10 protein-coding genes are annotated in these 13,409 nt (G+C 46.8%); 6 read left to right on the forward strand and 4 right to left on the reverse strand.

The window, feature by feature from the left end:
• Nucleotides 1-221 precede the first annotated feature (221 nt).
• The 5 genes from AB4Z08_RS14000 to AB4Z08_RS14020 all read left to right on the forward strand — a co-directional run bounded on the left by AB4Z08_RS14000 (nt 222) and on the right by AB4Z08_RS14020 (nt 4,431).
• The gene (locus AB4Z08_RS14000) at nt 222-434 is read left to right on the forward strand and encodes a hypothetical protein (protein ID WP_441574369.1); all 213 of its coding nucleotides are present in this window, start codon (nt 222-224) and stop codon (nt 432-434) included.
• 113 nt (nt 435-547) lie between these two features.
• Nucleotides 548-1,132, forward strand: coding sequence for a TetR/AcrR family transcriptional regulator (locus AB4Z08_RS14005; protein WP_441574370.1), 585 nt, complete (start codon nt 548-550; stop codon nt 1,130-1,132).
• Nucleotides 1,133-1,235: 103 nt separating this feature from the next.
• Nucleotides 1,236-2,468, forward strand: coding sequence for an MFS transporter (locus tag AB4Z08_RS14010; RefSeq protein ID WP_441574371.1), 1,233 nt, complete (start codon nt 1,236-1,238; stop codon nt 2,466-2,468).
• A gap of 39 nt (nt 2,469-2,507) precedes the next feature.
• Nucleotides 2,508-3,305, forward strand: a complete 798-nt coding sequence (locus tag AB4Z08_RS14015; RefSeq protein WP_441574372.1) for a PhzF family phenazine biosynthesis protein — start codon at nt 2,508-2,510, stop codon at nt 3,303-3,305.
• Between the two features lie 4 nt (nt 3,306-3,309).
• Complete coding sequence (locus AB4Z08_RS14020) at nt 3,310-4,431, forward strand: serine hydrolase domain-containing protein (protein WP_441574373.1); 1,122 nt, start codon at nt 3,310-3,312, stop codon at nt 4,429-4,431.
• 1 nt (nt 4,432) lies between these two features.
• On the opposite strand, the gene AB4Z08_RS14025 is transcribed toward AB4Z08_RS14020, so the two are convergent.
• The 4 genes from AB4Z08_RS14025 to AB4Z08_RS14040 form a co-directional block, all read right to left on the reverse strand.
• Nucleotides 4,433-5,197, reverse strand: a complete 765-nt coding sequence (locus AB4Z08_RS14025) for a ThuA domain-containing protein (RefSeq protein ID WP_441574374.1) — start codon at nt 5,195-5,197, stop codon at nt 4,433-4,435.
• Between the two features lie 181 nt (nt 5,198-5,378).
• Entirely contained in the window at nt 5,379-7,253 is a 1,875-nt protein-coding gene (locus tag AB4Z08_RS14030) for a glycosyl hydrolase family 18 protein (protein ID WP_441574375.1), read from the reverse strand.
• Nucleotides 7,254-7,287: 34 nt separating this feature from the next.
• Nucleotides 7,288-8,460: a DUF5009 domain-containing protein gene (locus AB4Z08_RS14035; protein WP_441574376.1), complete on the reverse strand. Its 1,173-nt coding sequence runs from the start codon at nt 8,458-8,460 to the stop codon at nt 7,288-7,290.
• A 30-nt stretch (nt 8,461-8,490) separates the two neighbouring features.
• Nucleotides 8,491-10,257 (reverse strand): glycoside hydrolase family 9 protein, encoded by a 1,767-nt coding sequence (locus AB4Z08_RS14040; RefSeq protein WP_441574377.1) that lies wholly within the window; start codon nt 10,255-10,257, stop codon nt 8,491-8,493.
• A 245-nt stretch (nt 10,258-10,502) separates the two neighbouring features.
• On the opposite strand from AB4Z08_RS14040, the gene AB4Z08_RS14045 reads away from it, so the two are divergent.
• Complete coding sequence (locus tag AB4Z08_RS14045) at nt 10,503-13,406, forward strand: ligand-binding sensor domain-containing protein (RefSeq protein WP_441574378.1); 2,904 nt, start codon at nt 10,503-10,505, stop codon at nt 13,404-13,406.
• Nucleotides 13,407-13,409: the final 3 nt, after the last annotated feature.

Raw genomic sequence — 13,409 nt, forward strand, 5'->3', positions numbered from 1 at the left:
GATTGTAACTTTTGTAACAATGCAGCCGGAATTTTTGTTGATCCTGATAGTGCACCCGCTACCTGCCCATGCCGCCCAAAATACAGCCTTCAAATCGCGCCCGCTTACTTAATTTTGCAGTCATACTGTAAAATAGTAATATATCAGGGAAATAGTGCATGGCATGGCCCCTCTCCACCGAACAGCTCCCCAATCCCGTTTTTTTTTATTATATTCACCACATGTCAAAATTCAAAGATGTAGTGGTAACACTATCAAAAAAGCATCCTCAAACAGCTGAACCGGTGCAGGCCGGGCATACGTTTGTTATCGGCGTATTGGGTAAAAAGTCTGCCTACTACGAAATAGCAACCGAGCAGTTAAACAACCTTCATAATGATGATTTGCAAAAAGCGTTGTTTCAACTACTTCACCCACAAACCCCGCACCACTAGTCAATCTTTTTCCAACACCAACAAGAACCTGCGCAGATCGCAGGTTTTTTGTTGCCGGAAAAATTTTGTACTAACTGGTAAAGAATATACCTTTGGGTTAAAATAACCACAGTATGTCAGGCAGACCTAAAATATTTGATGATCAGGAAGTGATCGGCAAAGCAGCTGATCTCTTCTGGCGGCAAGGATATGAAGCTACTTCTACGGAAGATCTGCTGGCGGAAATGGGCATCGGTAAAGGCAGTTTTTACCTGGCGTTTAAGGGAGGCAAGAAAGAACTCTTTGAAAAGGCACTGGCGCAACATAGCGAAAACGCGATTGCCCGGTTTAAAAAAGAACTGGACAAAACAGAAGACCCCATTGAATACATCCGGCAATTTTTTCGCAGGATTACAGAGAGTCCCAAAAAAATACACCAGCGGGGCTGCATCATGGGCAATGCCATCGCAGAATTATCTAATACCGAAATCCTGTTGATGAAAAGAGCTGTGCACCACCTGCAGGACCTGGAGGGTCTTTTCCTGAAAGCCTTACTCCGGGGAAAAGAACAAGGTAAGCTTACCTCTAAGCTGGAACCGGCACTGCTGGCCCGTTTATTACTCAATAACTGGAACGGACTAGGTATTACCCGGAGAATTTATCCCGATAACGAATCCCTCGCTGCCATCATAGAAACGCAATTAAAAATACTGGACTAGATCCTGATAAAGTTCAGCTCATCAGTTCTGCTAACAATGTAAACTGCAAACCAATTTCATAAATTATTCTGTACCAATTGGTACAGAATAAAAAATACTTTTCATGGAAAAAGCCGTACCACTATCTAAAACCACCGCCTTGTTATTTGCAGCCGCCAGCGGATGCGCCGTAGCTAACGTATACTATGCACAGCCACTACTCAACACCATGGGGCAAGACCTCCATATCCGGCCAGGCGCAGTAGGCATCGTTGTCACCATTACACAAACAGGCTATGCCCTGGGACTATTATTACTCCTGCCTTTGGGCGACCTGTTTAACCGCCGCCGCCTGATCGTCACCCAACTATTGCTCGCAATGGTGGCCTTATTGTTAGTCGCCTGGGCACCTGCCCAACCTCTCTTCTTTGCAGGCATCGCCGCCGTTGGATTACTGGCAGTTGTCACTCAAACACTGGTGGCCTATGCCGCCACACTGGCGGCTCCTGCAGAGCGTGGGCGTATCGTGGGACTTGTCACCAGCGGAGTGGTGCTGGGCATTCTGCTCGCACGCACTATCTCCGGTACCCTCGCTGATCTTGCCGGATGGAGAGCGGTATATGTCTTCTCCGCAGTCCTGATGCTACTCACGGCCATCGCATTGTTCAGGGCACTCCCCAAAAATGATCCCGGCAAAGTAGTCGCTTCCTATCCCCAACTGCTGGCCTCTGTTTTCCGGCTTTTCTACGAAGAACGCATCCTCCGGGTCCGCGCCTTCATTGCCATGTTCATCTTCGCTGCCTTCAGTGTACTATGGACTTCTCTCGTGTTACCCCTCAGTGCTCCACCCTATCAGTTTACGCATACCGTAGTGGGCATGTTTGGTCTGATAGGCGTAGCCGGAGCCCTGGGAGCCGCCAGAGCCGGACACCTCGCCGATCGCGGCCTTGGACAATGGACCACCGGCGTAGCACTCACCTTGTTGGTCCTCTCCTGGATACCCCTTAGTTTCACCACACAATCCATCTGGGCACTCCTTGCCGGCATTATCCTGCTCGATCTGGCAATACAGGCCGTACATGTCACCAATCAAAGCATGATCTACCAGATTCGTCCGGAATCACGTAACCGCCTCGTAGCAGGTTATATGCTCTTCTACTCTATTGGCAGCGGCATAGGCAGCATTGCAGCCACCACTACATATGCCCATGCCGGGTGGACAGGCGTATGTATACTCGGTGCTGCCATCAGCGCCATCGGATTAATATTCTGGGTAATCACCCTCCCCCGCAGCAGCAGGCATACAACACTCTCCACCACCAACACTCATCAAATACACGCAGATCAACACGCTTAAAAAAGCAATAACTTTGGGGTCCAGCAAATCATCTTCGTCATGCCACATATACCCATTTACCAGGTAGATGCTTTCACCGATGAACTGTTCCACGGCAACCCGGCTGCGGTTTGCCAACTGGAAGCCTGGTTGCCAACAGATATCCTGCAGAAAATAGCCGCAGAAAACTTTCTGCCGGAAACCGCATTTTTTGTCCCCACTCCGCAGTCCGGCCACTATGAACTCAGATGGTTTACACCCGAAATAGAAATGGATCTCTGCGGACATGCTACCCTCGCCACAGCACATGTACTCTTCAACCACCTGGGCTGGGACATGCACCAGCTCACCTTTCATACACAAAGCGGCCCGCTGGCAGTGAGTAAAAATAATGACCTGCTTACACTCAACTTTCCATCAAGACCCGCAACAACCGCTTCTCTCCCACCTGAAATACTCAAAGGCATGGGCGTATACCCTATGGAAGTACTCAAGGCAAGAGATTATATACTCGTGTATCATGATGAAGAAATTGTCCGCAACCTGCAACCAGACAAAGCCATCCTGGACCAGATCAACCTGGATCCCGGTGGCATCATCATCACCGCCAAAGGAAAAGAAGTGGATTTTGTATCCCGCTTTTTTACACCGCAGGCCAGCATCTTTGAAGACCCGGTAACCGGGTCCGCCCATTGTTCCCTGATACCTTTCTGGAGCGCCCAACTAGACAAGAAGGAAATGGTCGCGTTACAGCTATCTGCCAGAAAAGGGAAATTATACTGTGTAGATGCAGGCGACCGCGTATTTATTGGTGGCCACTGTAAGACTTACCTCGAAGGAAATATTTTTGTACCTTAAAGAAATGAGATCACTCCTTATACCTTTCTGTTTGCTCATCGGCGTGGCCCAAAGGCTTACTGCTACTGCGCAAAACTTACCGGCAATAGATAACACTGTCACTACTTTCATGAAGCAATATCATGTTCCCGGCATGGCTATCGCCATTACACACCATGGTAAACTGGTATATGCCAAAGGCTACGGTTATGCAGATACGCTGCAACAATCCACTGCTACTACCAACAGTTTATTTCGTATTGCCAGTGTTTCAAAGTGTATAACGGCTACGGCTATACTTACATTAGTGGATGCTAAAAAACTGTCGCTGGATGCTACCGTGTTTGGGAAGAAAGGCATACTCGGCACAACTTATGGTCAACCGCCTTACGCGGAAAATCTCCGGAAAATCACCGTTCGCCAACTGCTGCAACATACTGCCGGAGGCTGGACCAACAACGGTACAGACCCTATGTTCAGCCATCCTGCTATGTCGGCAGATGAATTGATTTCATGGACCATCACCCATCAGCCACTGCAAAATACACCCGGCACCGTATATGCCTATTCTAATTTCGGCTATTGTATACTCGGCAGGATCATCGAAAAAGTATCCGGTATGCCCTATGAGGCCTATGTAAAAAAAGCAGTACTACAACCCTGCGGTATCACCACCATGCAAATAGGAGGCAACACCTTAGCGCAAAGAAAACCAAATGAAGTAGTGTACTACGGACAGCACGGCGAACAACCCTACATTTACAATATTACCCGCATGGATGCACATGGTGGCTGGATTGCTTCCGCTACCGATCTTGCCCGCCTGCTCGTACACGTAGATGGTTTCCCTGCTCCTTCAGATATACTAACAGGTACTGCGATCACTGCTATGAGCACTGCTTCCACCGCTAATCCCGGCTATGCCCTGGGATGGGCCGTGAATCCCTATCACAACTGGTGGCACTCCGGCTCACTCCCTGGTACTGCCAGCGAAATCATTCGCTCTCATCACGGATTTACCTGGGTAATGCTTTGCAACACCCGCACAGACAGCAGTTTTTTTAATGACCTTGATGGTCTGCTATGGGAAGCCGTGAATGATCCCAATACACCCTGGCCCGCTGTGGACTTATTCACTGGTAAATAATCTATTTTTTCTTACGCCCCACCCATAACAGGGCATCTTCATACATTTTATTCTGCAGTGAATCGGTAAATATTTTATCACCATGTCCCATGTTAACATACAGCATATTGTATTTCTTATTGGTCCACACTACCGGGATATCACCGGAAGTCAACAGGTTCTTTTTTCCCAACGGATAATTCGCGGCATCTAAGGTGACCAATACTTTTACATCTTTACTTAACCGGGGGCTGGGGTCCCATTGGTACCACTCATTAGCCGGACTCAGATAGTCCGCGGGTAAATGCCTTGTCACCGGGTGATTGGTTGGATCTACATGCAATTTTGCAGGCAATGGCGGCCAATTATTATTTACAAAAACAGCGCCGCCCAGGAAGTTCACAAACCAGGGCCATTGTGTATATTTATCGTTGTAGCCTGCTACATGAAATCCAATCCATCCACCACCATGCTCCATATAGGTGCTGAAAGCAGCCCGCTGTTCCGGCGTAGTAGGGAAAAAATTCAACCACAAAACCACCTGGTACTTACTCAATACGGCTGCATTCATTTTGGACCAATCCGTAGTAGTATCAAACTGGAAATTTTTTTCTCCTGCCAAACGCTTGAAATATACCAGCGCATCATTTGCAAAATCAACATGGTCCGGCTCTACACGGAGATTATAAAAAGCGAGTACTTTAAAAGCAGGTGGCTTGTTAACAGCCGCTGCTGTGAAGCTGACATGTAACAACAGGCATAATAACAATGGTCTTTTCTTCATCATAATTGTGTATTTGTGTTTAATTAATAGCGGGTATCCTTTACATACTACATGGGAACAAATGGTGCTAACGGGCAATAGGAAGTCAGGGGCAATGCCCATCAAAGAAAAACGTAAACGCGTATACGAAAATTAGCGCAGTGCAGTTCCACTAAGCCTGCTGCACTGCACGGTACTTCCCAGGCTACTTAACAGCAGCCCAGAAAATAGCATTCTGAAACAGTTGTGTATAAGCCGGATCCTCCAGCAATGCGGAGCCATGTCCCATAAAAATGTATATATTCTTTGCCTTTACATGCTCGTTGGTCCATACCACCGGATGATCGCCCATCTTTTTATCAGAGGCGGGTACATAGGAAGATTCATCTACGCTGGCCAGTACACGCACTTGCGGCCGCGGGCTTTTATCGTAGGTATACCATTCTTCTTTTTTAATAATAAAAGGAGATGTAATGCCCTTCATTACCGGATGATTTTTATCCTCTATTGTCACTTTACCATCGGCAAAGTCAGGAATGTAATTGGTAAAACGAATGCCTCCCATGAAATTGTAAAACCAGTTCCACATGGGGAAGCCATCAAACTCTCCCAGCAAGGTAGCATGATGAAAACCAACCCAGCCACCGCGACCTTCTGTAATATACCGTTCAAAAGCCGCTGCAGCCTCTGGTTTCCAGCCATAGGGCGCGTAATCCAATTGAATGAACAGTTGGTACTTTTTCAGGTAAGCATCATTGATACTGTCTGTATTATTTATATAGTTGACCACAAAATTATTCTTCGCAGCGAGCTGGTCCAGCCATACGCGGGCAGCTTTTGAAAATGCCACGTGATGTCCTCCGTTTTCATACAGCACCAGCGCAGTGAAAGCGGGATTACTATCCAGGTGTTGTCTCCCTCCCAGCGAGGTATTAATCTGGTCCAGCAAATATTCTTTTTCGTCCGAAGAATATTCCCAGAACATCACTCCTGCCATTTTATGCGTCGTCACATAATCACATTTGTTTTGTACGGACCACTCATCATCGTAGGTAATAAACTCCCGTGTAGTTGGGTTAAAAAGATAAGGTGCTTTGGCGCTTTCATCGCGGTAGGCAATAAAACCCTTTTTATTCACGAGGCTATCTTTCGTAAACGTATAGCCTTTACCGAAAGACTGCGATATGATCTTTCCACCCAGCCCCGTGCCGGTGCTATCGGCCAGTATAAACCGCCGGCCGTAAAAGGCGATTCCCATCACCAGCTTATTTACCGGGACACCTGCTGCTACATAGGCCTTCACCGCCTTATCAGCAGAATGCCCCGCAGGATTGCCAGCAGCGGTCATCAGGTTGGTATGATGACCAGCATTTTTATCTGAATAAAAATCATAGGTCATCAGATTGATATAGTCCAGGTATTGCTGAGCTTTTCCCATCTCTGAGGTTTCCAGAAAAGACTCAAAGCCACCAACAGCCGTTGTCAGTAATTTCTTCTGATGTGTTTCCTTTTGCAGCTTATCTAACTCCGCCCGCAAGGCAGCAAACATCAGCGTATAGTTCTGCTTGTCTTCCGGACGATATATATTACCGGTTTCACCAGGTCTGGCAGGATATTCCCAGTCGATATCTACCCCATCCAGTGCATATCTCCGGATAATATCCACTGCACTGGTGGCAAATGCCTGGCGGGCAGTATCCGTTAATACCGCATCTGAAAAATTAGCACTCCAGGCCCAGCCCCCAATAGAAATCAGGATCTTTAAATCGTGATTTTTTTCTTTCAGCAGATTTAACCTGCGCAGGTTGATCGTATCTGTTTTTTCGTTGCTTAACACCGCCCGGTTATGCTGCACATTTACAAAAGCATAATTGATATGCGTCAGCTTATTGGCCGCAATTTTGTCCACATCCACCAGGCCGCGAAAGCCACCTACATAACCAATGATCACCGGCTTCCCCTGCTCCGCCGTGTTTTTTTCAAATACGCGCAGAGCAGGTGTAGTAGCGTTAAGTAAAGCCGGGAGTAGTAGCATTAAAAAATAGATACCTCCTTTCTTTGGTGAATGCAAATACTTCATAATCTCTTGTTGAAATGAATATTTTTGTAGCATGCTAGATTTTTATTCTTAATTTCTTGTTCTCCAGGAATCCCACGATAATGATCAGTACAAACGCCACTGCAAAAGAGCGGAAAATACCGCCTATACCACTGTCGAGCCATTGCGGATAATGAAAACCTACCAGTGAATAAAGTGAGTACAACAAATAAGGCATCAGGTAGCAGGTCAGCGTGCTGGTACCCGCCGGTTTGATGATCCTGAACCAATGAAATTTACCTTTCACATCTACCAGGAAAATCAGTAACTCAAACATCAGTATACCAATACCTCCACAAATCAATACCCAGGCTGGTGTAGATCCTATCTTTGAAATACCACCGGTATAAGGCCGTACCAGGAATCCTAGTACAATGGCACCTATACCTATCAACGCAAAAAACGGCCATACAGCGTTGGTGCGTCCACGTTGGAGCAACCTGCTGTACAAAGCAGACATAAATGCACCGCCCAGGATCAGCGTAATAGAAGACGCATCGCCGATAATCCACAGCCAGAAAGGAAACCAGCCTCCATGCGTGCCCAGGTTAATAGCCAGGAATAACAGCAGCGCTATCAGCAACAATTCGAAGCGACCCCGGATCAGCAAATACACCGTAGCACTTACCAGGTAAGCCCATCCTATAATACCGAGGATGCCACCCCACGACTGCTGCATGCCATGCGGATGCTCCGCATCACCACCCTTGTAGAGCCACGCCATCAGCGCCAGCAACACAATACCCGCAGCAGTCAGGCTATACCTGAGCGTTTTAGACATCGTTTCCGGATAATCCAGCCATACCAGGAAAAAGCTGAGCGTAATAATAATTTCCCATACCGCATAAGGTAACACGGCAGCGGAACTGTAGCTTTCCAGGTTGACATGAAAGAAGCCCATTACAATCAACGCTACTGACCTTAACACGATATGCGTTTCAATTTTCAAAAACGACTGTTGCTTTTTTATACGATACCCAATGGCATATGGAATAGAAAGTCCCACAATAAAAAGAAAGGTAGGGAATACGGTATCTGCAAAGCCCATCCCGTCTTCATCTCCCCGAACATGTTCTATCCAGGCCGGAATATTACTGACCCCACTTACATCATTCACAAAAATCATCAGCAACATGGTAATGGCGCGAAATGCATCAATAGATAGTAATCTGTTTGTTTTGATTGACATGTGATTTGGTTATGTAACCTCAATATAATTCTATTCTTTCGCCATTGCAGTGATAGCCTGCAGAAACCAGGCGGAATGCGGAATCCATTGCTCCGTCCACCGCCACTCATTGCCATTGTCTTCTTCTTTGAAATCAATACCGCTACCATCACCACTTTCCTTGTGACCGGTGATCCCGTTAGAAACACCGCCCTTACCGGTACCATGTCCGTACAATGCTTTCATATAAGGCACATTGTTCTTTCCATAACCATACAGGAAACACATATCATAAGGGTTTTCACCAAGGATCCACGACAACTGATGAGAAGCATAATCCGCCAATGGCACGCGTACACCCCAATTACCTTTAGCCGGATATACCAGTCTCCCGCCGGTGATAGCCGCTGCTGCCAATGATCCCAGCCGCGCATTTTCGCCCTGCCACCACCAGCCGGTTTCATTTTCATGCGGTATAAAAAATCCAGCCTTTACCCTACCCCGGTATTTAAAATGCTGCCGCGCATATCCATAAGGATTACTCACGTTACCGGTGACCGCCAGGTTGTAGTCCAGGGCTTTGCGAATGGTGGTTAACGCCGTATCACGGTAACGGCTATCTTTTTCCTTATCAAGATACCGTACCAGTGCAATCACTGGCAGCCCCGCATCGGAGGCATGGAAGAAAGGCCGGTCGCCATCGTCTGCTATAAAGTAGCCTGTGGGAGATAAACGCCGCGTCAGATTACCGGCGCGGTGCCGCGCTTCATTTCTGTAAAGCGCACTGTCGGTGGCAATCCATAGTTCAGTCGCCGCCATCAATGCGCAATAATCATCTATGATATTCTCTTTCCCGTCATCATCATACTCCTTATTATGTATCAACAAATGGGCAAAAGCTCTTTTAGCGGCGTCAAGATATTGAGCAGCGGTAAAGTCGCCGTTCTTTTTCCAGCCTGCAATCCTCGCCAATGCTGCGATACCCATCCCACCACCTTCCCGGAAAGCGCACTGGTAGTCAGCCGTGGTCACGCTGTTGGCCAGCAAACCAACGATCCTCCTGGCATGCGCATCTTTATTAAAATAGCTGAACACTGTCATGTAGAAATAGTTGCTGTCGGACAAGGCACGCATCATATAATCCGCTCCCCACAGGGCTTCCTGCTCTGCCGCTGTTGTTTGTTGTAAAGAAGACAGCAACTTCGGCGCGGTTTCCCGCAGATTAATCAATGACCAGGTCACCAGCGGAATTTGCTGCGGTGACATGAAATTGGCGTAGGCCAGGTGAGAAAAATATTTACTGACATCTCCGGAGGCGTCACACCAGCCCCCACGGATATCTACCCGCTTATCGCTGCCATATAACAACACACGCTTATCCGCATCTTCTTCTTCGGGTGTATTGGCCCGCTGTCCTTTATAAAAGCGTAAGATGGCCGGCACCACTTTTAATGCCAGTAGATTATCCCCGATTTCAAATGGAGCAGAAGTATAAGTAGCCTCGTTAACGGTAATGGTTATACGGAAATTCCCCGCTGCCCGGAAGGAGGAAAAATCTGCCCGGTAATAATATTTACCGGCAAACCATTCCGGTACCCGTGCCGCTTTATCGGTCTTACCGATGTACACTACCTTATTGTCTGCTATATTTTGCAGGGAAAAGTGCAACGGTACCGGCAGCGGCACATCACTACTTACAACGGCAGTTTTCGGACCACGACTATCATAAGCCACCTGGTTCACATGAATAACAGATTGAGAGAATGCCGGCCGTGAAAACAATGCCCCTAAAATAATATACCCCAGCAAACGAGTCATAGGCGATCTTATATTTAAACAGTGGTTTTACAGTTACCTTTTAACGCGGACCAGGAAAAAAATGGTGGACCTTAGTGCCATTCCTGTGAAAACAAATATCAGGATTAATCCCTTCACCTGCTATTTTCACACCTAAACATTCCCTCTACCAATATTGATAATCAATTGATTCCGGATATTTATTACCTCTACAATACCACTACACGAGAAATTTCCGGAAGAAAAACCCTATTTTGTTTTGGTCTATGCATCGAGTCCTGATATTCCTTTTACTTTTCATTTGCCTTTCCATACCTGCCGGAGCACAACAGACGATCGGCCTGCCGGACATCATTAATTACAACAGTCTGGACTTTCACGCCAGTGCAGATATAAGATGTATCCGACAGGGCAGCAATGGCATTCTATATATGGCCAACAACGATGGCCTGCTCACCTTCAATGGCAGATACTGGAAACTACACCGGCTCCCTAATAAAGCGGAAGTAAGATCTGTAGCCGTAGATCCCACGGGAAAAATTTACGTAGGCGGACACGATGAAATTGGCTACTTCTTCCCGGCAGCTAATGGTACACTGGAATATCATTCCCTGAAACACCTCATCCCACCGGTAGATCACCAGTTTGCAGACATCTGGGATATCATTATCGCCGGTGATGTGGTTTATTTCCGGACCATAGAAAGCATTTTCGAACTAAAACAGAACAAAATCACCTTTTTCGATGCACCCGGTGGCTGGCTCATGATGGCCTGGGCCAATCAACAATTATATACCACCGACCGCACCCTGGGCCTGCTGACATTAAAAAATGGCAAATGGGAGCCTGCCTGCAATAACATACCCACTACCAGTCTGCGTATTAAAGATATCACCGCCTACAAAGGCGATACCTTGCTGGTAGCTTCTCTTAATAATGGTTTATTTCTACTCTGTAATAATACCCTACTACCACATAAAACCAGTATCGATCCCGTTCTGCAAAACGACCGGATCAACTGCGCCCGGAAAATAGCAGATAACCAATATGCCATTGGCACTATTGGCAATGGCCTGTTCATCCTGGATGAGAAAGGGCGTCTCTTCCAGCGTTTTTCCCGCAGCGAAGGACTCCAAAACAATAATATCTTTTGTCTTTTTCCTGATAAAGACCGGAACCTCTGGCTGGGGCTGGAAAACGGTATCGATCTCGTTAACTACAGCACTTCCCTCCGGCATATCTATCCAGATAAAAACAATGGAGTATCCGGCAGCGCCATCACCGTTTTCAATCATCAGCTGTACGTAGGTACCTCCAATGGCTTATTTACGCTCCCGGTAAATCCGGAAGAAAAAGATCTCAGCGCCAACAGCGGCACTTTCACAGAAGTAGCACATACCAAAGGGCAGGTATGGGGGCTGCAGGAAGTAAATAAACAGTTGTTAATGGCACATCAGGACGGCGCCTTCCGGATCAGTGATGGCCAGGCCACGCCCCTGGCAGATAAACAGGGCACCTGGTCTTTTTTACCATTGTCACCAGGAGCAAATTCTCAGCAAACCGTCATCGCCGGCGCCTATACAGGCTTGTTGCTGTTCCCCTACACAAATGGCATACTCTCAGATAACATCATAAAAATCGACAGCCTGTATGAGTCCATGCGTTTCCTGGCAACGGATAATAATATCATCTGGGGCTCCCATCCTTATCGTGGCATCTTTCGCATGGAACTATCGCCGGATAAAAAAAAGGTAATTCACAAAACTATCCTGACACAAAAAGACGGACTACCCGCCGGCACCAACAACTATGTTTATCATGTAAAGAACAGGATCGCTATTGCCACCGAAAAAGGAGTATATGAATACAATGCCACCACTCATAAAATGGCGCCATCGGCCTATTTCAAACCCTTTTTTAAAGATATGCCGGTCCGCTTTCTGACTGAAGACAAAGAAGGCAATATCTGGTTTGTGAGTAATCAACTGATCGGCGTAGTGGATTTCAACCATCCGGCAGACAGCAGTTATTTTTCGCTGATCTGGTTCCCTACGCTTCCCGCGCAGGCGCCAGCCAGCCCCGGTTATATTTATCCTTACGATAAAGAAAATATTTTCATCTGCTCCAGCAAAGGCATTTATCATATCAACTACCTGCAGTACATGAATGCCAGCACACATCTCAATGTGCTACTGAGCAGTGTTAATGCCTTGTCGCCGAAAGACAGCCTGATTTTCGGAGGCTATACCGGCACAGCCAAAGAAAACATGGCACAGTTGCCCAAACAATGGAACTCTTTTCACTTTGAATATACCGCCAATGTATATCCACAAAAAGACAATGTTGAATTCAGCTGCAAACTCAGTGGCTTCGATCGGGACTGGTCCGACTGGTCGCCCCGTACAGAAAAAGATTATACCAATCTCTCCTATGGTACCTATACTTTTTCGGTGAGGGCGCGTAATACTACTGGTAACATCTCTGATGCCGTCAGCTATACATTTGAAGTAATGCCGGCCTGGTACCAAACCGGATGGGCATATGCCGCCTATGTACTCCTTGCGCTGGGACTGATTTTCGGATTACTGGAGCAACATAAAAAACGGGTACGCCATCTGCAACAGCAACATGCTACCGCACAAAAACAATTAAATTACCTCCACCAGCTGGAACTATATAAAAATGAAAAGGAAATCATCGCGCTGCAGAATGACAAACTGTCCTCTGAAGTCAACCTGAAGAATAAAGAGCTGGCCACCATCACTATGCACATGGTAAACCGCGGTAAGCTGGTATCCCGTATCAGGGAAGAACTGTCCCTGCTCCTGAAAAAAACGGGCCTGTCAAATGCTGGCAGCGAATTTAAGCCCATCCTCCGGTTATTGGAAGATGCAGAAAAAGGTGACAACGACTGGGAACAATTTGCTGCACACTTCGATGAAATACATCATAATTTTCTCCATATCATAAAAAAGAAATATCCCATACTAAGCGCCACAGATCTGAAACTCTGCGCCTACCTCAAATTGAATTTAAGTTCTAAAGAAATTGCACAGCTGATGAATATTTCCGTAAAAGGAGTAGAGATCAGCCGTTACCGGCTCCGTAAAAAACTGCAACTGGAAACAACCGTCAATCTTTTTGATTTCCTGATAAACGTTACTCCATAAGGC

Origin of the sequence: Chitinophaga sp. RAB17 (assembly GCF_052114225.1) — a bacterium.
Taxonomy (GTDB): Bacteria; Bacteroidota; Bacteroidia; order Chitinophagales; family Chitinophagaceae; genus Chitinophaga.